Origin of the sequence: Calothrix sp. NIES-3974 (assembly GCF_002368395.1) — a bacterium.
Taxonomy (GTDB): domain Bacteria; phylum Cyanobacteriota; class Cyanobacteriia; order Cyanobacteriales; family Nostocaceae; genus NIES-3974.
The window spans coordinates 2,630,378-2,656,724 of the sequence record NZ_AP018254.1; the positions used below are offsets into that span (position 1 = coordinate 2,630,378).

Annotated in this window: 19 protein-coding genes; 10 read left to right on the forward strand and 9 right to left on the reverse strand. The window is 40.1% G+C overall.

The annotated features are described in order from the left end of the window. Positions 1 to 736: 736 nt before the first annotated feature. Complete coding sequence (locus tag CDC37_RS10445; RefSeq protein ID WP_096626077.1) at positions 737 to 2,965, forward strand: OmpA family protein; 2,229 nt, start codon at positions 737 to 739, stop codon at positions 2,963 to 2,965. A gap of 24 nt (positions 2,966 to 2,989) precedes the next feature. On the opposite strand, the gene CDC37_RS10450 is transcribed toward CDC37_RS10445, so the two are convergent. The 5 genes from CDC37_RS10450 to hemW all read right to left on the reverse strand — a co-directional run bounded on the left by CDC37_RS10450 (position 2,990) and on the right by hemW (position 8,810). Further along, positions 2,990 to 4,111, reverse strand: coding sequence for a WD40 repeat domain-containing protein (locus CDC37_RS10450; RefSeq protein WP_096621781.1), 1,122 nt, complete (start codon positions 4,109 to 4,111; stop codon positions 2,990 to 2,992). 140 nt (positions 4,112 to 4,251) lie between these two features. Then, positions 4,252 to 5,244, reverse strand: a complete 993-nt coding sequence (gene chlG / locus CDC37_RS10455) for a chlorophyll synthase ChlG (protein WP_096621783.1) — start codon at positions 5,242 to 5,244, stop codon at positions 4,252 to 4,254. A 186-nt stretch (positions 5,245 to 5,430) separates the two neighbouring features. Beyond that, positions 5,431 to 6,525, reverse strand: a complete 1,095-nt coding sequence (locus CDC37_RS10460) for a Get3/ArsA fold putative tail anchor-mediating ATPase NosAFP (protein WP_096621784.1) — start codon at positions 6,523 to 6,525, stop codon at positions 5,431 to 5,433. A 548-nt stretch (positions 6,526 to 7,073) separates the two neighbouring features. Then, the gene (gene petP, locus CDC37_RS10465) at positions 7,074 to 7,265 is read right to left on the reverse strand and encodes a cytochrome b6f subunit PetP (protein WP_096621786.1); all 192 of its coding nucleotides are present in this window, start codon (positions 7,263 to 7,265) and stop codon (positions 7,074 to 7,076) included. A 357-nt stretch (positions 7,266 to 7,622) separates the two neighbouring features. Further along, positions 7,623 to 8,810 carry a radical SAM family heme chaperone HemW gene (gene hemW / locus CDC37_RS10470; RefSeq protein ID WP_096621787.1) on the reverse strand — a complete coding sequence of 396 codons (1,188 nt, stop codon included), beginning with the start codon at positions 8,808 to 8,810 and terminating at the stop codon, positions 7,623 to 7,625. A 535-nt stretch (positions 8,811 to 9,345) separates the two neighbouring features. Between hemW and CDC37_RS10475 the strand changes: the two genes are divergently transcribed. The 4 genes from CDC37_RS10475 (at position 9,346) to CDC37_RS10490 (ending at position 13,810) form a co-directional block, all read left to right on the forward strand. Next, positions 9,346 to 10,422: a PIN/TRAM domain-containing protein gene (locus CDC37_RS10475; protein WP_096621789.1), complete on the forward strand. Its 1,077-nt coding sequence runs from the start codon at positions 9,346 to 9,348 to the stop codon at positions 10,420 to 10,422. Between the two features lie 691 nt (positions 10,423 to 11,113). Next, positions 11,114 to 12,139 carry an L-histidine N(alpha)-methyltransferase gene (egtD, locus tag CDC37_RS10480; protein WP_096621791.1) on the forward strand — a complete coding sequence of 342 codons (1,026 nt, stop codon included), beginning with the start codon at positions 11,114 to 11,116 and terminating at the stop codon, positions 12,137 to 12,139. Positions 12,140 to 12,423: 284 nt separating this feature from the next. Next, positions 12,424 to 12,816, forward strand: coding sequence for a hypothetical protein (locus CDC37_RS10485; protein ID WP_096621793.1), 393 nt, complete (start codon positions 12,424 to 12,426; stop codon positions 12,814 to 12,816). Between the two features lie 169 nt (positions 12,817 to 12,985). Further along, positions 12,986 to 13,810 carry an IS982 family transposase gene (locus tag CDC37_RS10490; RefSeq protein WP_096621153.1) on the forward strand — a complete coding sequence of 275 codons (825 nt, stop codon included), beginning with the start codon at positions 12,986 to 12,988 and terminating at the stop codon, positions 13,808 to 13,810. Positions 13,811 to 13,930: 120 nt separating this feature from the next. Here CDC37_RS10490 and CDC37_RS10495 read toward each other — a convergent pair whose 3' ends face one another. Next, complete coding sequence (locus tag CDC37_RS10495) at positions 13,931 to 16,429, reverse strand: tetratricopeptide repeat protein (RefSeq protein ID WP_096621794.1); 2,499 nt, start codon at positions 16,427 to 16,429, stop codon at positions 13,931 to 13,933. 1,496 nt (positions 16,430 to 17,925) lie between these two features. Here CDC37_RS10495 and rplU point away from each other — a divergent pair. Together rplU and rpmA are read left to right on the forward strand one after the other, a co-directional pair. Further along, positions 17,926 to 18,321, forward strand: coding sequence for a 50S ribosomal protein L21 (gene rplU / locus CDC37_RS10500; protein ID WP_096621796.1), 396 nt, complete (start codon positions 17,926 to 17,928; stop codon positions 18,319 to 18,321). Between the two features lie 102 nt (positions 18,322 to 18,423). Further along, the gene (rpmA, locus tag CDC37_RS10505) at positions 18,424 to 18,687 is read left to right on the forward strand and encodes a 50S ribosomal protein L27 (RefSeq protein WP_096621798.1); all 264 of its coding nucleotides are present in this window, start codon (positions 18,424 to 18,426) and stop codon (positions 18,685 to 18,687) included. Positions 18,688 to 18,848: 161 nt separating this feature from the next. Here the strand turns inward: rpmA and CDC37_RS10510 are convergent, their stop codons facing one another. Genes CDC37_RS10510 through CDC37_RS10520 form a run of 3 tightly spaced genes read right to left on the reverse strand, consistent with a single transcriptional unit; the run spans position 18,849 to position 19,962 of the window. Continuing rightward, positions 18,849 to 19,325, reverse strand: a complete 477-nt coding sequence (locus tag CDC37_RS10510; RefSeq protein ID WP_096621799.1) for a ferredoxin — start codon at positions 19,323 to 19,325, stop codon at positions 18,849 to 18,851. Next, positions 19,325 to 19,711 carry a DUF1257 domain-containing protein gene (locus tag CDC37_RS10515; protein ID WP_096621801.1) on the reverse strand — a complete coding sequence of 129 codons (387 nt, stop codon included), beginning with the start codon at positions 19,709 to 19,711 and terminating at the stop codon, positions 19,325 to 19,327. Before CDC37_RS10515 ends, CDC37_RS10510 begins: the two co-directional genes overlap by 1 nt. A gap of 38 nt (positions 19,712 to 19,749) precedes the next feature. Then, a complete protein-coding gene (locus CDC37_RS10520; RefSeq protein WP_096621803.1) occupies positions 19,750 to 19,962 on the reverse strand; it encodes a DUF2997 domain-containing protein in 213 nt (70 codons plus the stop codon). Positions 19,963 to 20,515: 553 nt separating this feature from the next. On the opposite strand from CDC37_RS10520, the gene CDC37_RS10525 reads away from it, so the two are divergent. The 3 genes from CDC37_RS10525 (at position 20,516) to CDC37_RS10535 (ending at position 25,921) form a co-directional block, all read left to right on the forward strand. After that, the gene (locus CDC37_RS10525; RefSeq protein ID WP_172892776.1) at positions 20,516 to 22,210 is read left to right on the forward strand and encodes a sensor histidine kinase; all 1,695 of its coding nucleotides are present in this window, start codon (positions 20,516 to 20,518) and stop codon (positions 22,208 to 22,210) included. An 863-nt stretch (positions 22,211 to 23,073) separates the two neighbouring features. Continuing rightward, positions 23,074 to 23,835 (forward strand): LEVG family PEP-CTERM protein, encoded by a 762-nt coding sequence (locus CDC37_RS10530; RefSeq protein ID WP_096621806.1) that lies wholly within the window; start codon positions 23,074 to 23,076, stop codon positions 23,833 to 23,835. Positions 23,836 to 24,658: 823 nt separating this feature from the next. Next, a complete protein-coding gene (locus CDC37_RS10535; protein WP_096621808.1) occupies positions 24,659 to 25,921 on the forward strand; it encodes an ATP-grasp domain-containing protein in 1,263 nt (420 codons plus the stop codon). Positions 25,922 to 26,347: the final 426 nt, after the last annotated feature.

The window sequence follows — 26,347 nt, forward strand, 5'->3', positions numbered from 1 at the left end:
TAAAAATACTCGTCAAACATACCCGACTATTTTTATCGGGTATGATAAAACCCTTTATATAATTGGCTTCACAGGGAAAATGTCGTCATAAATACGGAGGGAAGTAACAAAATATATTTGCTAAAAATTGATTTTTTGTTTCCTAGATAAATATTTAGGACTTGGGTCATTACGTAGCTCGCTTCCCTCGCTGCGGACAAATCTTGTTTGCGTAAGTCCTGAAATAGTTTCCGGAATTTTCTGAATATGTTCTGAAAATATTGCTTTTGATAGATGCTGATTAATCAATACCAGTAATTTCTCTCCTGACGAGGGTGAGTGCTATTTGTTAGCAAAGATTATGGATTAATTCTGTGCATCGGTTCCATGCTTGATAATTCGTAATTCGTAATTCGTAATTACTAGGAATTACGTAAGCGTCACAAAATAATAGCAACTGATATACATCGCTAAATGTGATGTCAAAGCTGACAAAGGTTGATTGATCAACTTTATATTCTTATGACTTATGCAAGCGTCACAACATCAGGTCAACTGACACATACCTTTAAATTTGAGTTGATTTATAACTGTTGCGTCTAAATTAAGCCAATGTGAGGCTTCTGTCGAAAATGTTCCAGTTGCGTAAGTCCTGATGATAACTAATCAATTACAAATTACGTAAGTGCAGCCTTACCGTAGGTTATTACAAATTACAAATTATGTTTTTTCTGCCATTTTTGAGGAGTTAGATATAATGATTAGTTTTTTTGCTGAAACTGCCAAAAGTTTTAAATATAAGCCGAAAAATATACATAATTATCAAGTACAGATATTTAAATCATTCCTGAGCAGTATCCTATTAATTGTTACTACTCCTGCTTACAGTTTAGCCCAGGTCAATACATCATCTTCAATGCACACAAGTTACAAAATTACAGTTAATAGTCATCAAGATGGTGAAGTAAATCCTGATAGCTTTCTGACCTTCCGGGAAGCCATATTATTTATTAACGGAGAACTCAATCTCAATCAACTTAGTCCAGCAGAAAAAAATCAAATTGAAACCCTTCCTAATAACCAACCATCCATCATTGCCTTTAACCTACCTAACCCAGAAACAAGGATTCAACTACAAACCATATTACCCACTATTTCCAGACCAAATCTGATTATTGATGGTACTACCCAACCCGGTTATAATCCAGCGACCACAGTTAAAAATGCCATTCCCAACGTTGAGGGAAGTATCGCTAAACCCCTAATTAGTATTACACCCGCAGCCAATAAAGAAATATTTCGAGGTTTGACAATTACCGCAGATAACATCACAATTCGCGGTTTAAGTTTATATGGATTTACTTCCCGTCACCAAACTACAGCAACAACCCCTCCCGCAGATATTTTTATTGCTTCTGCATCGACAAATTTTGCACCTCGTCCCATTGCAAATAACTCAAATTCCGCAGTGAATTCGCAACCACCAAGAAACGTGATAATTGAACATAATTGGTTGGGAATTACACCCGATGAAAAAATGCCAGATACTACATCAGCTTTTGGAGTATCTGTATTTAATGGAATTGACACAATTATTCGTAATAATCGTATTTCTCACCACGATGGTAGTGGGATTATTACAGGAATAAATGCCGAAGGGACTCAAATAAAAGAAAATATGATCATGGGAAACGGAATTGCGGGAATGCCAGATGCAATCCGTTTAGAAGGAAAAGTTAATCGGACCTTAATTCAAGGTAATTTAATGTGTGGAAATGATGGTAGTGGAATATTTCTATTTAAACCCGATGGTGCAGTCAAAATCCAACATAACCAAATTAAATATAATGGTAGACGCTTACGTCGTGCAGCAATTTATTTAATGGGTAATGACCATCAAGTCCTAAATAATGAAATTAGTCATCAAACTGCTGCTGGAGTTGTTGTCACCGCATTTCCTAACGGAGGTTCCTTCACTAATGGTGCTTCTATAGGAAATGTGATTGAGAATAATCAATTTGCCAATTTAGAAGGATTAAGTATCGATTTGAATACACGGGGACACGTAGATGTACAGGACTTTCAACGGGGTGATGGAAAAAATCCCCGCAGAACTTCCCCTAACCGTCGTTTAGATACGGGAAATGCAGCAATTAATGCACCGGAATTTCTGAGTCGGGAGTTTTTCCTGATTAATAATCAAGTTGCTATCGACGGAACCACTGAACCCAATTCCCAAGTCCACATCTATCAAGTGCGACATCATGCTTTGCATCGCATTATTACCCTTGTCAAAGCAGATGATAAAGGTAAATTTACGGCCAAATTTACCGGACTACAACCAGGAGATATAATCAGCGCGATCGCAACCCATCGCGATTTTGGGACATCTGAACCTGCTGATTATGCGATGATTCGCAGTCTGGAAAATTCCCCTAATACCATTAATCTCAACCCTGACCTCAACCAACCCCTTACACCAGACACCATACCCAACTGTTTAACCCAACTTCAACCACCGGAACCACCCCAACCCACTCCAGAATTACCACCAGAATTACCACCGGAACCACCCCAACCCATTCGTATACGTGTTCCCACAAATATTCACTTCGCACTAGATAGGGACTTTATTAGTCAGGAAAGTGGTAAGGTTTTAGATCAAATTGCCGATGTTTTAAAACAATATCCTACCATCGTTATCGAACTTCAGGGACATACAGATTCCCGTGCTAGCGATGCTTATAATATGGATTTAGCGAGAAGAAGAGCGAGAAATGCGCGAAATTACCTAATTAAACAGGGAATCGCTCCCGAACGCATGACAATTCGTTCCTTTGGTGAACGCAAACTAAAAACACCAGGACGCGATCGCTTAGAACATGCTCGCAATCGTCGTGTGGAAGCGATATTCTTTGATACGCGAGGGATAGATATTATTTTGGAGGAACAGGAACAGGATTTACAAATTGAAAGGAAAAAATAATTTGTAATTCGTAATTATGAATCATTAAAGCCGACGGAGATGAATGGGGAAATTGCGTAGGTATGCACTACCACCGTATCCGATTGCTAGATGATTCCCGTCTGGACTAAATTGAATACTACTGGGATAAATTTGATCGAAGTGGTGATGATTTGCTGCTGGAATAACCGTTTGGGATAGTTTTCCTGTGGTCAAATCCCAAATTTCCACAGAATTATTTAAAGAGGTCGTTGCAAGGGTTTTCCTTTGGGGATGGATTGCGAAGGCTTTAAATCCTTCTATCCAGGGGGAAGTAATGGTTTGTAATGGTTGGTAGGTTTGTGCGTTCCAAACTTGAATTGTGGTTTCACTTCCTGCAATCAAAGTTTGGGAATCGGGGGTAAAACCGATAAATTCAACGGAATCGGGAGTTGCTGTCAGGGTTCGGATGGGATTTCCTGTTTTTGCATCCCAAACTCGGACTTTTGTGTTACTAGCACCCACTAAGGTTCTACCATCATTTGCAAGTGCGATCGCTCGGATTCCATGACCATGATTTACTAGATTACGGATTAGTTTACCTGTGGTTAAATCCCATTGTTTAATGCTTTTGTCGTAACTTGCGCTAAATAGGGTTTGACCATCGGGGGAAATCGCTAAACCAGTTATTCCTTGGGTATGTCCAGTGAGGGTATGAAGTTTGCGGATGGAGCGATTACGGTTGCTGGATTTTTGAGAATTATTTACCTGAGAAGCGTTACCAATATTCCACACCTGAATTTTGGTATCAGTACGATTTTCCGCAGTACCACCCGCAGTAACTAAGGTTTTACCATTGCGACTAATCACAACAGCATTAACACCATCTTTGTGTCCCGGTAAACTTTGTAATAATTTCCCTTGCTTTAAATCCCAAATTTGGATTGTTTCATCAAAACTACCACTAATTAGTTTGTTCGCATCAGGACTAAATACTAGGGTAGAAACATCCCAAATATGTCTTTTAAAAGTATATTGCAGAGGGTTTTTATTGACAGTTAAGGCTGTTGTTTGCTGCGATTTGGCTGATATTGGGGGCTTTTGGGCATTAGCATAAATCCCCCAACACAGATTAACACTAGTTAGCAAAACAGTGGTGAATGCAAAAATACTGGGACGGTAATGCATGGATAGCGAGTCTAATAGGAATACCTGATTTTGTATATCAGATTCTTGATTTTAATCCTGCATCCTATCCTCTTTAGTATTTTTTAATAATCCCCCCCAGGTCAGAGATTTTTCCTGTTTCTCACACACATTTCATGATTTTAAATTCCCGCGTGTCCCAGGGCTAAACCAACAACCAACATCCCTAAAACCAAGAAGGGCTGGGCGCTGGCTTGATATTTAACATCATTTTCCAGGGGATTACGGAGGAAATACATATCCTGAAAAGTGATTTGGGGAATGATTAACAACAACACGATGGCAGCGTAAAGATTCTCATGAATGTAAATTAAATAACCCGCAATCAGGGCTTGGAAGGTGTCAATCATAATTACACAAATCCAAGCAGCTGTTTGTACGCCGAACATCACAGGTAAGGATTTTAACCCCAGTTGTTTGTCGCCTTCGATACTTTTAAAATCATTAACAATGGCGATACCTAAACCAGCAAAGCTGTAAATCACGGTTAAAACTACAACCTTCCAGTTTAATTCACCAAATAGGGCATGACCTGTACACCAGGGTAGGGCAATGTAACTAGAACCTAACGCATAGGTTCCCAGCCAACCGTTTTGTTTCAGTTTGAGGGGGGGGGCGGAATAGATATAGGCGATAAAAGTACCTAAAATAGCTATCACCGTGACAGTGGGAAATTCGTGGCCAGCCCATTGGTCAAGGACAAAAGCCAAACCGATTCCCCCCAGTAACAAAACGATTATTTGGGTAATCACCTGGGGAAGGGCGATCGCACCGGAAGGGATAGGTCGGTAGGGTTCGTTAATGGCATCAATTTCCCGGTCATAGTATTCATTGAGGGTTTGGGTATAACCGGTCATCAGTGGTCCTGCCAGTAACATGCAGGTAGCCGATTTTAAAACATTTTCTAAAGTCCAGGTAAATTCACCAGATGAAGCCGCACCACAAATCACACCCCAAATCAAGGGTATCCAGGTAATCGGTTTCATCAATTGGAGGCGAATTTTCCAAATCGATGTATCACCCGTATTTGCGCCTTTCATCCCTAGTAATTGACGGGTTTTGGCGCTACGGGATACTTCTGTTTCTGAATTAGAGGTAATGGGTGTTTCCGACATGAATTGATTGATTTTGGATTTTCGATTTTAGATTTTGGATTATTTAGATTTTGGATTTTCGATTAAGGAGTAGAGACGACCCGACGGGTCGTCTCTACGACGAATGAACGGTTGTGTTGCGGTTTTATGTTAATTGCACCTACCTATTCATTCAAAATGTCTCCTATATCCTATTCTCCCATCTCCTTAAAAAGAGATTAACAAATATTGGTTATTAAACTTCGCACCGGTGACAGGTTTACCGTTGAGGGGGGGAGGAAGGAAAATATTGCGACGTTGGTCTCCTGCTTCGATGGTGACTTCGGGACCGTATTGGGTGAGTTTGACTTGTTTTTTGTCGAATCCGGGTAAGAACACCTTTACCTGTTTGTGACTCAAATCAATTTCGGTGGGACGGGGGGCTGCGATCGCTTGGGCGACAAAATCTGGTAATTTATCAATTATGCTATCTGGTTCCTGGTTACCGTTGGGAATACTAGTGACGGGAATGGGGTTAAATTCGTCCTTGAGGCTATCTGCAACTTCCCCCATGACTATTGTACCTCCCACCGTCAATCCCACCTGTTGAGCGCTTCCCCAGAGGTATTTGGCAATGGCGATTTCGTTGGGTGTGGTTCCAGTGACTAAAAAAGCCGCGGTGTGACGGGGGTCAGCGATCGCATTTTTACCTCGATCGAGAAATTCATTCACCAAGTTGGTGGGTTGGGCAAAATTGTCTGCTGTCCAGTTTACATTAAAAAAAGTGCTGATTAGGGGCTGAATTAGGGGAGATTCGGCAATATTTTTACCTAACTCCGACCCCACAATCACCTGACGGAAACGACGTACATACCAACTCAGGGACTCCGGTAAACCAAACATCCGCAACATACTGGTATCACCCGTACCGTCAAACACAATCACATCGTATTTACCACTTTCCTCATATTGACGAATTGCATTCAATGCTAGAGCGCCATCCATCCCCGGAACCACCGCTAATTCCTGACCGTAAACATCCTTCAAAAAAGGTGTCTTCAAATACTGGGCTTCCAACTTTTTAATATCGTCCCAGATTTTTTCCAGTAAAACCGCAGTTTGTAACTGCACCGCTTGCAAATTGGGTGAAACTTCCTGGGGTTCGGTGGTCAGAGTCCTATTTAACACCGACGACAAACCCAATTCCCCATTTCCGATAATTAGTACCTGCTTTCCCTGTTGGGCAAACTTTTTTGCCGACGCGATCGCAATTTGTGTGCGTGCCGATTCACCTTTACCTAAAAATGTTAGTATCAGCGCCATTATCTTTAACCTAATTTATAATTCGTAATTCGTAATTCGTAACTCGTAATTACGAATTATCAATTATTTAATAAATTTAGCATCCGAATCTTCCTAGCTATGTAGAAACAGCAGTCTAATTGTACGGAGTTTAGAGGATTGGGGACTGTCAACCAGAGCGAATATCCCATTGTCATTGTGGACAATTAATTTTTCACTGTTACACAGAATGGAATACAGAATCACTGATTGTGTAGTCATTTCCCAGAACGTAAGTTAAAATAACAACCCCAACATCAGACAGCCGTATCTACCAAATAGCTAGATAATAGAGGACAATATAGTCTACCTTAGCCTAACACTCGCTTGATACAGAGGGAGTTGGGAGCAGGAATGAACTATTTTCCTGTTTGGCTATGTCCAAGCGACATGGGGGACTGACTGGATATAAAGTGTTTTACCTCAGTTTTTCACAGGTGAGTGGTAGGGATGGGGGAGCGGGATTATTTTCCCCTGATTCCCGACTCCCCACTCCCTTTAAATCCTAAAGGTTTGGGAGAAATGAGGCTTTAAACCAACTTCAATTCATCCTCAAAAAACCAGGTGGAAAAGTTATCATCAAACAGCACCACCGCACCGACACCACTACCATCAGTCATTTTAAAATCCTGAATGATACCAGTTTTGCCTAAACGTTGAGCAACTGCATTAGAGACGCGATCGCGCAACCGATATACTTTAACTCTTTGTCCTATTTCCATGCCAACTACAAAACAATGCAATAAACCAAGATTTAGTTTAGCCGAATCTGTGACAATACCGTCATTCCTGGGCGTTTTTATTTCAATTCTAGTTTGAAAATGGGGAGTAGAGACGACCCATCGGGTCGTCTCCAGGGAAGTAGGGAGTAGTAATGAGCTATTTTCTTATTTGGTTACGTACAAACCTACTCTACCTGGATTTCTCACGAGTAAGTTGTAAGCCTTGAGTAACGGATTGATTTTCCTTCTACGGACTATCCCCATGAGTTTTAGGGTTCTGTGAGAAATGCAGGTCTAGGAGAAGGCTTTCTGTACAAACGCAACATGTCGCGTCTCCCCCCATACCCGACCCCCGATTTAGGGATTTTCTAATTGGGTAAATAATTCCGTTAACACCACATTAGAGAACAAAAAACCTTCAGGGTCTTGTAAACGTATACACTGCTCAGATATCTCCACCCAACCAGGTTTTACATATAATTCTAAAATTTCCAAGATTCGATTAACCGTCGATGTACCAAAATTTGCCGTCAATGCTTCTAGGGATAAACCATCAGCCAAACGCAAGCCTAACATCAAAGTTTCCAATAAAAAATCCTCAGAAGAGGTGATCTCACAATCAATAATTGCTCCTGCATCCAACCATTGATAATAATCCTTCGTTTTGCGGGGACGCGTAAAGCGTTTTCCATCCACATAGCTAGCAGCACCCATCCCCAACCCATAATAGGAACGATTTTCCCAGTAAACCCGATTATGACGACATTGATGACCGGGTTTGGCATAATTTGAGATTTCGTAATGTTCGTAACCAGCAGATGTTAAGGTTTGTTGCGCCAACCGATACATTTGGGCTGTGGTTTCGTCACTAGGCAAAGGTTTATCTCCCGGTCGAAAATAACGACCAAAAACTGTCCCTGCTTCGATGGTCAAGTCATAAATAGAGATATGGGTTGGTTCTAGTTGAATTGCTTGTACTAGGGATTCATACCAAATATCCACAGTCTGATGGGGTAAACCGGAAATCAAATCAATACTTAACTCCGGAAACCCAACTTGACGCACCAAATCCACTGCTGTGAATATATCATCAACCCGATGCGATCGCCCGCATTTTTCTAGAAGTTGATCTTGAAAGGCTTGCACACCCAAACTCACCCGTGTAATCCCTTGCTCTCGATATCCCTGAATATGCTCCAAATCAAAGGTTCCCGGATCTATTTCCATCGAAATTTCCGCACCCTCCCCAATGCCAAATTTGACCCTAAGTGTGTTGAGTACCCGTTCTAACTGTTCCACCGACAACAGTGACGGTGTACCACCACCAAAAAAAATTGTCTGCAAAGCTTGACTAAAAGCTGGTGTTATCAAGATTTCATCACATAACCGCTCCACATATTCAGAAATCGGGTTAAAATTCTCACCCCGACGGGTATCACCAACCACGAAAATTGGGAAATCACAATAAAAACATCTTCGCCGACAAAACGGAATATGTATGTACGCAGAACTTGGAATCCCAAAAATACTGGTTAAACTACCCATTCTCACAAAAAATTAAATTACATTACTTTGCCTAAAAAATCATGAAAATAGCAGACTTTTAAGACCATTTCCCGATAGTATCTTGGTGATACATCGCCGACACACCCACCTATGGACTAAACCCCCATTCTCCCATTTGGATTGGGAGCAAATCCCAAAAACTTGCTTCTGATTCTAAGAAGTGGTAGGTAGGCTTTAGCAGTAAGCGTCAGTCGAATAGGAGTAACCCTCACGTAATGCTGACACCAAAAACATCCGAAAGTATTTTTCCCTACTCCCTACCCCCTCATTTCAGAAAGAAAATCAATCCGATACTACTCATAACTCACTTTGCCAAAATCCAGGTAAACCTCTACACTCTCCAATCCAAAATCTAAAATCCAAACAAGCTATAATGCCTAATTATGGCCAGAAATTATATGCTCATACCTTGTAGATGTTATCAACTAAACTCAATTGATGAACCAAATTGGATATATTCGCGTTTTTTGAGCTAATTTTCTGCAAAAAACAGTTGTAGGAACACAACATTACCATGCTTGATGCCGTCATTATCATCTCATTCATCTTGGCAGCAGCTGGAATCGGTTTCTTTAGTACCGAATTCTTACCTGATGATGCTTTAGCAGGGGTTTCCAATCTCGATGCATTAAGGTTTGTAGTTGCTGTATTTGCCGCTATTATCGGTGGTGCAGTTGGCTTACGCTTCCAAACCGAATACCGTCGCTTGGAAGCACAGGTTCGTGAACTGCCACCAGAAGCAATTGTCACCCGCGCAATAGGTTTAATTGTCGGCTTGTTAATCGCCAACCTGATGCTCGCACCCCTGTTTCTCCTCCCAATTCCCGTTGATTTTAGTTTCATTAAACCCCTTGTCGCCGTTGTTGGTAGTATTGTTCTTGCCTATACAGGTATGAACTTGGCTGATACCCACGGTCGCGGTTTATTACGCCTTTTTAGCCCGAATACAATGGAAACAATGGTGGTTGAAGGAACCCTGAAGCCAGCCAGTACTAAGGTACTTGACACCAGTTGTATTATCGATGGCCGAATTGAAGCATTGTTAGAGACAGGTTTTTTAGAAGGACAAATCATCGTCCCCCAATTTGTTTTGCAAGAGTTACAACAAGTTGCAGACGCAAGTAAAGACCAAAAACGAGTCCGGGGAAGACGGGGACTAGAAATTCTCAACCGCATCAAGGAAAGTTATCCCGAACGAATTGTCATTAATTCTTCTGATTACGAAGATATTGCTACCGTAGATGCCAAATTAGTGCGATTTGCCCAAGAAATCAATGCCACATTGTTAACAAATGATTATAACTTGTCCAAAGTGGCTAGCGTCCAGAAAGTTCCTGTGATGAACGTGAATGATTTGGTCAATGCTGTCCGTCCTTCCTATTTACCTGGAGATAATATCGATTTAAAAATCCTCAAGGAAGGTAAGGAACCAAGTCAAGGAGTAGGATACCTCGATGATGGAACAATGGTTGTGGTAGAAGAAGGAAGCAGTTTTGTCGGTGGTGAAATTCGAGTAGTTGTCACCAGTGCTTTACAAACTTCAGCTGGAAGAATGATTTTTGCGAAACCACAAGCTTCAGCTTTTGCGTGAACCACAATCTTTGAGATAAATGTAAAACTACTCCTACTCTACCAGCTTATTTTGGTGAGTGTGAAAGGCACGTAGTTGCGCTTTAGCAATCTATACTAATACTTTTTCAGCTAGAGCCACAACTACTTAGAAACGAAAAATAGAGGAGCTATTGATCAATAATAAACCAGGATTCCACCATTATTCAATCATTCTAAACATCATAGTCCTATCCCCGAATTGATCACCGATGCAAAGCTGGTTGCATCGGTTATTTTATTGGCAATACTACTGAAAAATAGATGATTTAATTGATACATAATGCTAATTTCTCAAACCATGATTATTTTTCAGTAAAAATAGCTTATTAGTTGTCAATAAAAATACATTTATATATTCCTATACTTCAACAAGCTTTTTTATTGAACACTTTCTCATGACAGAACGACCAAGTGATTTTCGCAATTGAGATATTAAGCCATTAGATAATACCACAAAATTGAATTTTTTAATTTCACCCCAAGTTATGTTTTCATAAGTCCCCTTCTGTTCTTATGATAGTTTTTAACTATTGTTATAACTGACGCACTTGTGACGTAGAAATTAGCTTTTGAGATTACTTGCTTAGGTTCTAATGCCATAAATAGGTAGTCTGTGCATAAGTTATGTCTTTTAAGCTTGATCATTATCAGCAGGTTTTTTTGGAGGCGAAATGACCATACTCCCACTACAAAAAAATGGGTATAAAAATATTGAGCATCGCTTGAAACTGAAATATCTTCATAGTGCCAATTATCTTGGTAATATTCTGCAAGGTATAGATGTAATTCAAGGTCTAAATCAGACTCCAAAAAATCTTCCACCACAATACTTTTATGATGATAAAGGTTCCGAACTCTTTGAGGAAATTTGTGGTTTGCCAGAGTATTATTTAACACGCACAGAAACACAAATCCTGGCTCATTGTGCCCATGAAATTGCGGAAATTACTGGTAAATGTGAAATCATTGAATTAGGAAGTGGTAGTTCTACTAAAACTCGAATTATCCTGGATGCGTATGCCAAGAAAAAACTCCCACTACATTACTTACCAGTGGATGTAAGTGCAGGAATTTTGGAAAGTAGTGCAAGACAACTACTATTGGATTATCCCACATTGTACGTGGATGCTTTAGTCGGAACCTACGAAGAAGCTCTATCCCACCTACCGATTAAAAGTTTACCAAATCGGATGATGATGTTTATTGGTAGTACCCTGGGTAATTTAAATCCCGAAAAATGTCATGTATTTCTATCCCAGATTCAAGCTGCTTTAGCAGAGGATGAATATTTTCTGTTGGGAGTGGATTTGCAAAAGCCGCAGCATATACTAGAAGCTGCTTACAATGATAGTCAAGGTGTGACGGTTGCTTTTAATTTAAATATGCTAGCTCATTTGAACTATCGATTTGATGGTAATTTTGATTTAGATAATTTTGAACATTGGGCATTTTATAATCAGGAAGAAAACCAGATTGAAATGCACTTGCGCAGTAAACGACCCCAGACTGTGCAATTACGGAAGTTAAATCTCCAAGTAAGTTTTGCACGGGATGAAACTTTGCATACGGAAATATCCCGTAAATTTGATTTAAATCAAATTCAAATGACTTTGATGGGTCATGGTTTGAAAACGACTCAAGTTTGGACTGATGAGAAAGGTTGGTTTGCCCTGATTTTAACCCAAGCAAAAAAGTAATACCATTTTGGATTTTGGATTTTGGATTACTTGTGTCTATGGATTTGAAGTACCTACCTAGGGCTTGCTGAAAATACTAAAGTAAAGACGCGATATATTGTGTCTTTATATCTTGCAACCTGTAGAGAGTATTTTAGTTCCAGAAAGTGCAAACAAACAAGTGTATAAAAACTCAGAAACCTTGTATCTGTAGTTTTTTCAAACCCAAGCAAAAGCGGAATCCGCAGGGTTAAAACTACTCCCTGTTTACCTAGTTATTTTCCACTTGACTGGGAATAGATTTGATGGTGAATGCGGGGATTGGCATACTTTCTGGTGTGACAGTTGGTGAGGGAAGAGAAGATGTGGGTGGTTGGGGGGTGGGGGGAATAAATTGGGGTGGAAGAGGTGTAAATTCAGGGGTTGCGATGGGTGCGGGTTGTGGTGTTTGGGTTTCTGGTATTTCTGTTGCTTCTGGGGTGATGGTGGGTGGTGTCAAGGGATTGGTATCAGTTGGTGGAGAAAAAACAGGTAATTGGGGTTGGGGTATCTTAGTTCTGCGAGGGGGGATTGGTGTGTCTGGAGGAGATGGGAGGGGTTCCTCAATCATTATTGTCAGGGGAGGGGGACTGGAAATTTCCGGTGATGATAGGGATTTTTCGGCTATCCCCTGGAGGGAAATGGTTTCGATTGTTTGATTTTGACTATCTAAAATCCGGATTTTTCCACCGTGCTTTCCTTCTTGAAGGGGTTTAAAGCTGATACTAACCCAAGTTGCTAGTTACTCTTCGCCAGCGCTTCGCGCTGGCGTGTCGCGTCACAATTTATAATAAAATCCCCTCCAAGAAGAAAAAAACGGAGGGGAATATGTTAAACGAAATAATTACTGTTTATGCTATCACTGATGACTTACTTAAAGCAATTGGTCATCATGATGATTGCCGTAGAAATATGAGTGATGCAGAAATTATGACAACGGCACTAATTGCAGCAATGTTTTTCTATGGTAATCATAGCAAGGCTTGTTGCTACATGAAAGAGCATAATCTTATTCCCAATATGTTAGATAAATCACGATTTAATAGAAGATTACACGGTATTTCGATGTTAATAAATGACTTATTTCATCAAATAGGTATGATACTAAAGGAGACTAGTGATTGTACTGAATATCTTTTAGATTCTTTTCCCGTACCAATGTGCGACAATATCCGTATTTTTAATGTCAAACTAATTAAGTCGGAAGATTATAGAGGTTATATTGCATCAAAGAAACGCTATTTTTATGGAGTTAGAGTTCAACTTTTAACTACTAAAAGTGGTATTCCTGTTGAGTTCGTATTTATGCCTGGTAGTGCTAATGATTCAAGAGCGTTAAATGCACTGCCATTAAATTTGCCACCAGGGAGTGAAGTGTATGGTGACTCTGCATACACGGATTATACAGCAGAAGATGACTTAAAAATAACTAGTCAAATTAACTTGAAAGTTATGCGAAAAAAGAATTCTCAGCGTCAAGACGAGCCGTGGAATCATTATATTAAGCAACATACCAGGCATTATATAGAGACTATTTTCAGTGCTATCACTTACCTTTTTCCCAAGTCAATTCATGCAGTCACATTTGATGGATTTCTATTGAAGATAGAAGCATTTATTTTTGCTTTTACTTTAAAACAAGCATTTATATAGCAAGTATTTTTTTTACTTCAATTAACTAAGCATATCTTGTGGGTTGCGCGTAGCGCAACCACACAACTTTGCGCGTGAAAACACGTGACTCCGGGTGCTTCGCACCCTGGAGTCCGATAACTAGCAACTTGGGTTACTAATATTACAACGTCCGTTGGTGGGGACAATATTGGTACATGACTGCAAATTCAATTCAAAATCACTGTTTTTAGCTGTTTTTTCAATTTTGCCAATCCGAATCGGTGAGGAACCATGATTCCAAATGGTTAAATTTTGTTCGGGTTGTTCATCCTCCATTGTTACTGTTCCAAAGTCGATTTGTTTCCGACTCAGACTTAGTTGGGACTTATGGGTTTGTAATGGCTGACTTTGGGGAGATAAAACTCCTGGAGGGGATGGTTTCACTTCTTTGGTTATCTCCATTTGGGTCAGGTTTGACCAAGCGAGGTATCCAATTAACCCCGATACTCCCAAAAATCCCCCACGCAATAGCCACATTGGTAAACTTAAATAGGGGTTGGGGTGATTTTGAATTTGATTTACGACTGTTTTTGTTGTTATTTCCGTTTTTGAGGTTGAGATGGCGGTTTCTGTGACGGGAATTTGGTTTAAATTTACACGGGTAGCTGCAACTCCCCCAGTATCTTGGATGCTTTGACGGATTTCTAAGGCTTGCTGGAGACAGGTTTGTGCTGACTGGTATTTCCCTAAACAGAGGTATCTTGTTCCTTGTTGATGTAGAGCCAAAGCCAAAGTTTTTTGATCTTTAAGATGTCGAGCTGCTTCAATTGTATAATCTAAAATAATTCTCCATAATCCCCATTGTTTTGTCCTAATCAGACTTGGCTCCAAAAGTAACGTCATATTTAATACTTCTTGCCATTTGCAACGGTTTATTCCCCAAGTCAACAGTTCCATGATGGCATCGATTTCAGAAATGATTAAATCCGGTAGGGTCTTGTACCTTTTGATCCAATCACAAAAGAAGTTCAAAGACTTGACACGGACGGCTTCTAAACATTTTTCTTCTATTGGTTTGGAGCTTTCAATCTGATGGATGAGATTGGCGAAATAACTGGAAACACGATAGCGATCGCTCTCATTTTGGACTAAGCATGATGTCACCAATCTACCCAAGTATTTTTCTGTATCTTTGATTCCTGTTAGACCTTGGATTTGCGGGGTCAGTATCCCTACTCCCCTCATTGCTGCTAACACTTCGACAATTCGATATTCCTGGGGAGTTAACTGTTGGAGAGCTATCTGTACTAGGTTAATGTCTGGATGTTGTGGAGATAATGATAGTTGGGTTTGTAGTTTTGCAAAACTGTAATCATGATGATCAACTAACCAGGTAAGAAGTTTAATTAGCCAAGGATTACGAGTGATTGGACACAATCCTGATTCTGGAGACGGATTAATTAACTTTTCTAAGGCAATGGCTTCTTGAGTGCTTAAGTTTCGCTGCAACTCCTGTGTGACAAAAGTGCGCACTTCCGATAATGATAATTCCCTTAATTCGATGCTGACAGCATTACCATGCAAACGCTGATTTCCAGAAGCTAATATCAATCGAGAATGGGGAAGTTGACGCTGGAAATCATCAATTTCGGAATAAATCTGTTGATTACCATCAATAATCATTACCACTTCTTTGTCAGCTAAAGCAGTAAGGATTTCTGTTGGAGTCGGCTTATAATTTAACTTCGTTTCATAAAACAGATCAAAAATTGCCTGTAAAATATCCTCCCCAGGTTGATAACGTTTATAAAAGCTAAATACTCCATCTTTACCAAGAGTATGCAAATCCAGACAATAACTTAAATGACGAATAATTGCAGTTTTCCCCAAACCGGAATCCCCAAAAAATTCCAGGGATTGACCCGCTTGTAATCCCCCTATCCCTTGCTTCAAATCATCAACCCTTCCAATCAGATAAAGTAAAGCCAAGGGTGAGGATTGAACCACAATAGAACGAGGCTGAAATTTTACTTCGCTAATATTTTTACTTGCTTCCCTAGTCTCCACCAATAATCCCTGGGGAGAGTCTAACTGCAAAACACAGGAACCAACTTGTAAAAAAGTTTCTAATTTCACATCATCATCCCATATTGAATCAATGGGAGTGTCTACTGAAAAATCATCAACCCACTTCTCGTTCTGTGCTGGTGTTACTCTTGTCTCTCCTTCCCAAACATCCATTTCAATATCGAATTCTTGCTGGGAAGATGGACAATCATGCAAATAATTTGAACTGGGAGATTTGAGAATTTCTGGATGATGAATATTGCTTTCCTGAACTTCTACAGTGATATCACTGTTTAAATTATTTAAACTAAACTCATCATGCCATGCTTTACCTTCCTGACCCCAGATAGCCGCATAAATCTTGACATGTTGAATCTTCTCAATAGATAAATCAACAATTTGCTGACGAATTAATTTAATTAACTCTTCTTGCTTGGGAACAGATGCAGCAGCTAGAACAATATATAAGCAATTATGCTTTAATCCTACCTTAACAGTGACACTTTGGCTATGTAACAACTCATTCAGAATAGTTTCAATCGCCACCGTATCACCTGTCTTTGCTTGTTCCCAGATATTTGTTTGAGTCATTTTCACTGTGTTGATAATCTTGCTTAAATCATGCACTGTCAGCCTATTTGTATCAGGAGAAAAGTCACCTTTATGCAAAATTTATTTAATAATTTGGCTACATACAGCAAGCATTTGTAAGCTATAATCAGGTTCGAGTTGAGAGTCAAATTAGAACCTCAGTAAGCTTTGGAATGGGGAATAACTATTCCCGGATTTCTCACAAACTCCTAAAACTTTCAGTGAGTAGGGAGCGGGGAGTAGGGAGTAGTAGGAAAATCAACCCATTACTCAAGGCTTACCACTCCCTTATGAGAAATGTGGGTATTGTCAACCCGTAGCAGAAAGTCCATTTAGAGTCTAATTAGGGTCTAATAGCTGGCTTCATTAAGGACAAAAATCAAGGGCTAGCAATAAAAATACGTTTAATCCTTTTAACATAAATAAAATTAACTCCTTGAAAATAAAGATTAGGGAGTAGAATACATGTATCGCTTTAACCAAAAAGGATGAAAGTAGTTTTTCCCTACTCCCGATACCCTTCGGTCGATCCGCTACGTGTCTACATTTTCAAGTCAGGGAAAAGTACTTTAATTGGTTTTGGTATCAGCAGTACATTTAGGCTAATGGAAACCAGGAATTTGCTATCAACAATATAATACATCACACATTTTGGCTGTTGAGGCAAATTGGTCATCAATTCATTATTTATTTATAATGTTTAGGGGGATACAGTAGAGTAAAAATCGTATTTTCGATACATTCTACCCCGTTTATGCTTAATTAATCGTTCAGACAAAGTGTATTCATACACAATTATTCTGCTGGTTCTGATTTCCTTTCTCTGCCAATAAAATTTATCTAAATTTAGCCCTGATGTACTGCTGATAGCAAACCTGTATACGCACACAGTTACTTTTGGAAACGGGTTTTCTCTTCCCCTGAATACCTCCTGCGTGTCTTAGAAAGATAGCCTACTAGTAGCAGCTAGTAAACTCCTCTTGTAATATTTTCCACCTTCATCAACAGAGCTTTTTATTTGAGATAGATAAGTAGGTAGGTGTAATTAAACATAAAACCGTAACACAACCGTTCATTCGTCTCAAAGACAGACGCGATATATCCCGTCTGTACTCCCTGATCTCAACGACAATTTTTACAGATTAACTTTCACCTGTGGACTATCAACAAACCCACGGGAAAATATATCAGTGTGGGAAGTACAGAAAAAAACCGGATAAAGCCGAAACTTCACCCGGATGCTATTGGTGCTGTTCTGTGTCAAGATTGACTACAGCAACAAGCCTGGGAATTCCGTCCAAGTTGATCAAAAAAATCCACATTTTTTCAATTGACATGGGAGCGACAATAATTTTAGTATAGTAAATTGTCTGTCTCATTCCGGCTCGGAACAGGTGGACATGTAAAATGTTGGTCAGTCAACTTGAGTCAGAACTATCTGAAATTTGCAGTTGATATTGCCAACTACCTGTACGGCAACCTTTAGGACAATTTCCATGACTTACGCAATTATTGAAACTGGTGGAAAGCAACTTCGTGTCGAACCTGGTCGTTTCTATGACATTGAATTGCTAGCCAATCAACCCGAAGAAGAAGTAACAATAGATTCCGTTTTACTTGTCAATCACAATGGTGAAATTACCGTTGGTCAGCCATTAGTAGCTGGTGCAACGGTACAAGGGACTGTCATGAGTCAGTTGCGCGGACGGAAAGTCTTGGTGTATAAAATGAAGCCCAAGAAAAAAACCCGGAAAAAACGCGGACATCGCCAGGAAATTACCCGTCTAATGATTAATTCGATTACTGTGAATGGAACAGTAATTGCCGAAGCTTCCAGCAGTAGCGAACCAGTTGTGGAATCTACTGAGGAAACTGTTGCGGCTGAATCATAGGTTTTCAACTAATTTCCGACTAATTTTGACTAACTTCGACTCAGTTAAGATTAGTTAAGAAGATATATTCATAACAGGTAAATAAGCATTGACGAGGATATTATGGCTCATAAGAAAGGTACTGGTAGTACTCGCAACGGACGTGATTCTAATGCCCAGCGTTTAGGTGTAAAGCGCTATGGTGGTGAAGTTGTGCGTGCGGGTAACATTATTGTGCGTCAACGGGGAACTAAGTTCCATCCCGGTAACAATGTGGGTATTGGGAAGGATGATACTTTGTTTGCCCTGATTGATGGCGTGGTGACTTTTGAACGTAAGGGTAAAAGTCGTAAGAAGGTTAGTATTTATCCTGCTGCTGCTTGCTAGCTTTGTCAGGGGGGAGTGGTGAGTAGTGAGTGGGGAGTAGGATAGCTATATTAGATGCTTCTCAAGAAAAAGCAGTGCTATGCCCACCTAGATGTTAAGCTAAAGTAACATAAAAGAAATACAGGGCTAAAAATATAGCCCTGTATGTTTTTCGGTGATTTTCAATAATCGAATTTCTCTGGATTTCGAGTCTTTTTCTTCTGCAATTTTTGCTTTTTTCGACGCTTCTCGGCTGCGACTACCGCACCCTCAACCGGATAGCCTGCAACGGGAATCACCTGATATCTTCGCTCTTCTTCTAGACGCTTGAGTTCGGTGTAATCAACCCAGTGGATGCAATCAACTGGACAGGTATCAATTGCTTCTTGGATGACCTCCTCGGAATCTCCGTCTTGACGAAGAACGCGCGATCGCCCATAATCCGGTTCGATGTAGAAGGTATTGCGGGCAACATGGGCACAGTGTTTGCAACCGATACAGGTGACTTCATCAACATACACACCTTTTTGTCGCAGGATACCCCCTAACTCCGGTTCTAATCCCGAACGTTCCGGTACTTCCCGCAGAATTCCACCCAGTTCCGGCTCAAATCCGGATCGGTCGTCCGCAGCATCCGGGGACGACATAAACCCAGACATTAGGCACTCCAGCGTTGAACTACAAGGCGAATCGATCCATCTGGATTTTGTTGCTCTTCCGCAACCTGAAAGCCAACACGGGCTGTTTCTTTCATTACGGTACGATAGGCATAACGCTGTGTCACTTGACGTAAAAACCCATCTACCGACAAATCCTGCTGCCAATACTGGAGATCAGCTACCAATTCGTATTCCTGACCGTTCCATCTAAAGCCGATATCGTAACCGTTTTCTTGCTCAATGGTCACTTCTGCTTCATGGGTTTGTCCCCGATAACCACGGACTGGACGCGAACCCGACTTCCAATCAATCCCTAAATCGGTTAGTGCTTCTTGGAGTGAATCCAAATTACGAATCTGAGTTTTTATTTGGCTAAAATGTGACATGGTTTATCTGTGAATCGAGTGAAAAATTGTGTGAAAAATTACCAATCGCTATGACTCGTCTGCGCATTTACGCTACCGGAGGTATGTTGTACCTGAGTAGCAAAATATTCTGAAGTCGGCTCCTGATTAAGTACATGCCCCAGTTGCGCCTCAATTGCAGCAGTTACCTCCGCACACGAAGCGCCGATAATTCCCGTGACTTTTTCTTGTACTCGACCATCCGGATAGATAATAAACTCCAGTGTTTCCATTTGTTGCCAACCACAAATAATTTAGCTAAATACGCCTACGGAGCAAAAATTAGAAGCTTTATTTTTTGATACGGGGAATTGAATCTTGAGTAACAAAACTAGTGGTTCTGTTAACTAATCTTCCACTTATCAAAATATAAATCTCATAATCTTTACAAAAATTATTGTTTATTCTAGTCTTTACGTCCACCTTATGTAAGTTTCCCTTAACCATTAGTATAAGTCAAGCCGGAATTTACGCGGACGATCATGGTGGTGATTAATTGATAAGACCTGACGGGGTAAGCGATTGAGAATTTTTATGGCAAGGACAAGTATGAAAATTATTGAAAATCTTTATTATTTATCCAGAGGTAATGGAGGTGAGGGGAGGGTTGAAAATAGGGAGTATGGCTTTAATTCTTGTTATACCTAATCTGTAGTTATGCCTATCTGTTGAAGATATAAAAATGAGTTTTCCGTAGGTTTTTGGGAATACTAGGTAACTGATGTAGTCATGCCATTTTTAATCAGCAGGTATGTCTATGAAAACCTGAGACAAGTCAAAATCCTCATGAAAATTTCTCATAAGCTGATGGGAAGCTTTATTGGCGTTTCCTTGTTAACTGGAGCAGTGGGAACTGTCGCGATCGCCCAAAACTACAAAATTGCTGAAACCTTAGCGGTTGCTGAAGCAGAACATGTTGCTGGTGTACTAGCAGCCTCGATTATCCAGTATTTTGGGAATGAGCAAAAATCTATTTCCAGCAAAAAAACTGCCGGATTGCAAAAGTATGCAAACTTGCTACGTGAACAGCAAAAGCGCGATATTGTCGTGGTCGATCGTCAAAAGCGAATTTTAGCAGATGCCGTCCCCCAAAATATAGGCAGCATATTTGAGCATGATAAGGGGGATGAAGTTCGACTGACGATGCAAGATGGTAAAACCAGGACTTTTCTGGAAAAAAGCGTTGATTATCCTCAAGGGATCAAACTCATTGTGATTCCGATAAAGACTAATGCAAACACAATTAGTGGTGCTGTGATTGTGGAGTGGTCATCGCTGTACAATGAAGCGATCGCCAAAGCCCAACCGACAGCGATTACAATTGTGATTACCAGTCTGGGCTGTATCGTCTTCGCTCTGTTGATTGGGTTACGCATTGCAAGCAGTATTGCCAAGCCATTACAAGCCGTTACCAGCGTTGCGAAGGAAGCTACGGAGACCGCCAATTTTGACCTACAAGCTCCAGTCTTAACTAAAGATGAAACAGGAATTTTAGCAGTAGCACTGAATAATTTGATTCAACGAGTTAGAATCTTGCTAAATGAAAAAGAGCAGAAATCTGAAGAACTCCAACAAACCTTAACTCAGCTTCAGACAATGCAAATGCAATTAGTCCAAACCGAAAAAATGTCGAGTCTGGGACAATTGGTTGCTGGTGTTGCTCACGAGATTAACAATCCGGTTAACTTTATTCATGGCAATATCGCTCACGTCGATAACTACACCAAGGACTTGATGAGAGTAGTGCAAGCCTATGCAACCCACTACCCAAATCCACCCCAGACGCTCCAGACAACCCTAGATGAGGTAGAACTGGACTTCTTGTTTGAGGACTTAGTAAAATTGCTCCAGTCCATGAAGGTGGGTACTAATCGGATTCGGCAAATTGTACTGTCGCTACGCAACTTCTCCCGGTTAGATGAATCTGAGTTCAAAGCGGTTGATTTGCATGAGGGTATCGATAACACATTACTAATTTTACAACATCGCCTCAAACCAAAGCCAGAATCTCCGGCAATCGAGGTCATTAAAGAATATGCTCAATTGCCTCCGGTAGAGTGCTATCCGGGACAACTTAACCAGGTATTTATGAACTTAATCGCGAATGCGATCGATGCACTGGATGAAGTTGTTCAAGAACGAATAAAAGATGAAAAACCTGCACAAACCAGCAAGATTTGGATTTCGACTCAAGTGAAAGCTGAGAATCGAGTACAAATTACGATTGCTGACAATGGACCAGGAATCTCAGAAAAAGTGCGATCGCGTCTGTTTGATCCCTTCTTCACTACTAAACCTGTCGGCAAAGGTACAGGCTTAGGATTATCGATTAGTTATCAAATTGTGACTGAAAAACATAAGGGCATGATATGGTGTGATTCCACACCGGGAGAAGGAACTAAATTTATGATTGAGATCCCTATTTGCCAATCTGAACTAACTCCGGATTTCTCACAGACTTCTCAAACTTTCAGCGAGTAGGGAGTTGTAGGAAAATCAACCCATTACTCAAGGCTTATCACTACCTTGCTCAAAATGCAAAAATACTCGACTAATCCAAAAATGAGGGTTGGAATCAGGGAGTATTGAGTATTTAGGGCTTGTTGAAAAATAATAAGACTTTTATATTGCAAGAATTAGAGGGTATTTTGGTCCCAAAAAGTGCAAACAGATAGGTATATAAAGACTTAAAAACCTGGCATTTGTCATTTTGTCACCTAGCAAAAGGGGGATACGTGATTAAAACTATTCCCTAATCCCTGTTCCCTACCCTCACTAAAATACTTTTTCCGCAAATCCTAATTTAATATAGCTGAATCATTCAAATGGAATGGGAGAAGATATCGTCCTTTCAACCAGACTATAAACTTCCACTAACTATGTGGAGGTTTTTTGTGTACTGGTTCCTATTTTATCTCGGTTTTTCCATTTCCCAAACTCTTGTATCTATTGATTAGTGATGGTTTCAGCGATTACATATAAATACGTAGCTAATTTCACAAAATGCTTTCTTCATCAAAAAGCCTGTTTTTTTAGTTAAGAACTTAAAAAGTCATTTAAAAATATTTATTTTTCTCCGTAATTTAGAACTTTACCACGTTAAAAAAGATATCCGCACGTACTCAAAATCTGTGATTTTTTTCCGGATTGCTATCGGTAATTAAAACGAAATTAACACTGGTATCAAGTTGTCATGAACCTTCAGTGGAGATGATGACATTCTTCCAGATGGGGAAATAGTATAGGTACATGCTTAAGAAAAAACACAGAGAAACGCTTTCGAGAAACACTGAAGAAGTATTGATAGCTTCTCTGGATAACTAAGAAATTACTGAGGGAAAAAAATGAAAAAGTTAACAGCAGCCTTAAAATTACTGACAGCTTCCACCATCGGTTTCGGTATTATCTCCAGTGCATCTGTTGCAAGTGCAGCATCTTTAGTTCCTAATCAAGAAGGTGAGGTCAGCTTATTAGGTCTTGGATGTCGTTCTAGCTTAAATTGTATTCATACAACGTCTTTACATCCTGTTGGCTATACCGTTGAAAGCTTCGGATTTTCTGCTGCGGATGGAACTAAATACGGTAAAAGTTTATTATTCGTTGACGACCGTTCTACTCCACAGGAATTCACGGTCAATGGTTTTGGGGTTAAATTCTTAGCTGAAGATGAAGGAACTAATCCCGCTCTTGGTCAAAAATGGTTCCGTCCAATGGCTGTGAATAGAAGTGGTAGACCAGTGGAAAATGGACGGTTAGAGGTTGGTTTATTTGAGTTCGTATTTCAGAGTGTAATTGATAAATTGGAATTAACCTTTTTCGATGTGGAAGACCCTGGTACTTTAATTTCTAATTTGAATGGAAATTTGAGCAATATTTTGACAACTCCTGGTGATAATGGAAATTTACAGACAGTTACTTTAACAAACGTTAAATCCTTTAAAGTCCAACTCGGTTCTCCGAAAACTTCTACATTTCCCAGAACTGGTGACGGGGTGAATTTGCAATTAACTAAAGTTCCTGAACCTGGTACTGTATTTAGCCTTGGTGCGTTAGCGATTGGTGGCGTTGTTGCTGCTGGTAAGCGGAAGAGAGTTTCTGCTAATTAGGTGCATGGGATGAGAAGTCGGGTTTTTGTCAAAGATAAAACACGACTTCTGAGATGGACTTATAAGGTAGATTGATTATCTTCAATGGGGAGATATAAACAAAATCTAGATTTTGCGTTAGGTGAGAAGTCCGATTTTAACAAGTCCAGAAAATTGCCAAACAAAACTGACTTATGAGATAAATCTAAAATCTAAAATTATTTAAGCCTCTTACTTTCAAATTTGCTAATTTAAGTCATATTGAGTAGTTTCGAGTTATCTGATTGCAGCAGATTCTCGTTTCTACTCAATTTTTTATTTAGAACTTATGCAAGTATCACAAAAATTCTGGTTTTTTTGTAGTTGATACCTGACAGGGAGCTTTCAGGAGCAGGGGAAGAAAATGTTTCAAAATTTGAGTGGGATGGTATTACTTTGAGGACTAAAGTCTTCACTACAAACTTAAAATAATATGATTAATTAAATGCTTGGATATGAAAATAACTTTCATGAAAGCTATTTACTGAAATCTTGGGGATGAAACTGTATCAGTTGTAACTATCTCTATTTTTGAACTGTGTTTTTTCATGCTGGCATTTTCACGGAAATCAAGGTGGTGTGTTTTTTGTTTCTGCAATAGAAAAATCTAAATGACTAAATATGGTTGGCTGGAAGAGAAAATTAGATAAAATTAAATTCAGTAAAATAGGTTTTTATTACTAGTTTTATCGCTAGTGTATCTGGAATTAGTAAATGCCAAAACATGGGTGGGTCAGCACTTTAGATGTTTTTTGGGCAAAATGTTAAACCCTTGGTCATATTCGGTGCTATGTAGGTGCTATCAATGGATTTATTAGAGTACCAAGTTAAGGAATGGTTCGGGGAAATAGGTATTCCTGTACTGCCATCACAACGGATTGAACATCCGACTGATTTAAAGCGTTTAAAGATACCCTATCCTGTGGTGTTGAAGTCGCAGGTTCATGGGGATTCGCGGTTAAAAGCGGGGGGGGTGCGATTTGTAGAGACGACGATTGATGCGATCGCAGCTGCTCAGAATATTTTTAATTTGTCGATTGGTGGGGAATTTCCAGAGTTGTTATTAGCGGAGGCTAAATACAATGTGGAACGGGAGTATTATTTAGCGGTTGTGTTGGACACGGTGGTATGTCGTCCGATTTTGCTGGGTTCTGTACAAGCGGATATTGATTGGGAACTCGATAGCGAAAAAATGCACCATGTGGTTGTGGAGCAGGAGTTTTCCCCTTTTTATGCGCGACGGTTAGCCTTAAAAATGGGGTTGAAGGGTTCGCTGATGCAGTCGATTAGTACTGTGATCGAGAAAATGTACCAGCTATTTATTGAGAAAGACCTGGATTTAGTGGAAATTAATCCTTTAGCGATTAATCGTGCTGGACAGGTGATGGCTTTAAATGGTAGTGTGCGTGTCAATGACCGAGCGATCGCCCGTCATCCAGATATTGCCAAGTTGGCGACGAAAATCTCTCGACGCTACAGTGCGGAAGCAGAGAATGGTAATATCGTCGATGTCAATGGGTCGAGTGTTACTGGTAAGATTGGTATTTTAGGTAATGGTGTGGGGTCGGTTCTGACGACGATGGATTTGGTTGTCTATGCTGGTGGAAAACCGGGTATGTGTCTAAATTTACGCCATGCTTCCCCCATCGACACCTCACCGACAACATTCCGCAGTCGATTGGAAAAAGCGTTACAGATATTAGCCCGCGATCGCACGATCAAGGTGATTTTAATTAATCTGATTGGTACAATACCCCAGGTGAGTGAGTTTGTGGAGGTGATTGAAAACTGCTACCTGCAACAGTCTCCGACGGGATCAACTACTCCAGGAAGCAACAGATTGGGGGTGAATGGCGATCGCAATGGATTACAAATACCCCAATTAGTCATTAGACTTGCAGGTACAGATTTTGAGCCAGCAAAAGCGGATTTGAAAGCTTTGCAAATCAGCAAAAATTTACCCATCACCATTGCCGACAATTTAGACACTGCTGTTACAGAAGCAGTTAACTTTACCAAAACCCAGTCAACTATCTCTGTTGGGGAGGGAGTAGGGAATCGGGAGTAGAGACGACCCGTCGGGTCGTCTGTACAGGGAATAGGGAGAGACGCGATATATCGCGTCTGTACGCCGAATGATTGGTTACATTGTGGTTGTATTTCGTAATCCACTACACTTCGTTGGGTAGATAATAAGCTGTTGCGCATTTAAGTTATATATTCACTACTTTTGATGGATGACAGTTAACTGCCATCCCTCAGCCATCAACCGTTAACCGATAGTCGTCAACAGCAAATCGAGTTGTTATGTGATTTATGTGAGTTTAACTTATTTACTACTCTCTACTCCCTACTCCCAAATCTACTAACCAAATTTGCTGTGAAAAAGTTAATAATATTAAAGTGTTCCCAATACCATCATTTTTGCATCAAACTTTCTTGATATAGTGATGATTTTGAGTCTGCCATCGTCACCAGGAAAACTGGTTTAACT

Coding starts and splice junctions, on each gene's coding strand:
- CDC37_RS10445 (WP_096626077.1), top strand. CDS start 737: ATGATTAGTTTTTTTGCTGAAACTGCCAAAAGTTTTAAATATAAGCCG.
- CDC37_RS10450 (WP_096621781.1), bottom strand. CDS start 4,111: ATGCATTACCGTCCCAGTATTTTTGCATTCACCACTGTTTTGCTAACT.
- chlG (WP_096621783.1), bottom strand. CDS start 5,244: ATGTCGGAAACACCCATTACCTCTAATTCAGAAACAGAAGTATCCCGT.
- CDC37_RS10460 (WP_096621784.1), bottom strand. CDS start 6,525: ATGGCGCTGATACTAACATTTTTAGGTAAAGGTGAATCGGCACGCACA.
- petP (WP_096621786.1), bottom strand. CDS start 7,265: ATGGAAATAGGACAAAGAGTTAAAGTATATCGGTTGCGCGATCGCGTC.
- hemW (WP_096621787.1), bottom strand. CDS start 8,810: ATGGGTAGTTTAACCAGTATTTTTGGGATTCCAAGTTCTGCGTACATA.
- CDC37_RS10475 (WP_096621789.1), top strand. CDS start 9,346: ATGCTTGATGCCGTCATTATCATCTCATTCATCTTGGCAGCAGCTGGA.
- egtD (WP_096621791.1), top strand. CDS start 11,114: ATGACCATACTCCCACTACAAAAAAATGGGTATAAAAATATTGAGCAT.
- CDC37_RS10485 (WP_096621793.1), top strand. CDS start 12,424: ATGGTGAATGCGGGGATTGGCATACTTTCTGGTGTGACAGTTGGTGAG.
- CDC37_RS10490 (WP_096621153.1), top strand. CDS start 12,986: ATGTTAAACGAAATAATTACTGTTTATGCTATCACTGATGACTTACTT.
- CDC37_RS10495 (WP_096621794.1), bottom strand. CDS start 16,429: ATGACTCAAACAAATATCTGGGAACAAGCAAAGACAGGTGATACGGTG.
- rplU (WP_096621796.1), top strand. CDS start 17,926: ATGACTTACGCAATTATTGAAACTGGTGGAAAGCAACTTCGTGTCGAA.
- rpmA (WP_096621798.1), top strand. CDS start 18,424: ATGGCTCATAAGAAAGGTACTGGTAGTACTCGCAACGGACGTGATTCT.
- CDC37_RS10510 (WP_096621799.1), bottom strand. CDS start 19,325: ATGTCTGGGTTTATGTCGTCCCCGGATGCTGCGGACGACCGATCCGGA.
- CDC37_RS10515 (WP_096621801.1), bottom strand. CDS start 19,711: ATGTCACATTTTAGCCAAATAAAAACTCAGATTCGTAATTTGGATTCA.
- CDC37_RS10520 (WP_096621803.1), bottom strand. CDS start 19,962: ATGGAAACACTGGAGTTTATTATCTATCCGGATGGTCGAGTACAAGAA.
- CDC37_RS10525 (WP_172892776.1), top strand. CDS start 20,516: ATGAAAATTTCTCATAAGCTGATGGGAAGCTTTATTGGCGTTTCCTTG.
- CDC37_RS10530 (WP_096621806.1), top strand. CDS start 23,074: ATGAAAAAGTTAACAGCAGCCTTAAAATTACTGACAGCTTCCACCATC.
- CDC37_RS10535 (WP_096621808.1), top strand. CDS start 24,659: ATGGATTTATTAGAGTACCAAGTTAAGGAATGGTTCGGGGAAATAGGT.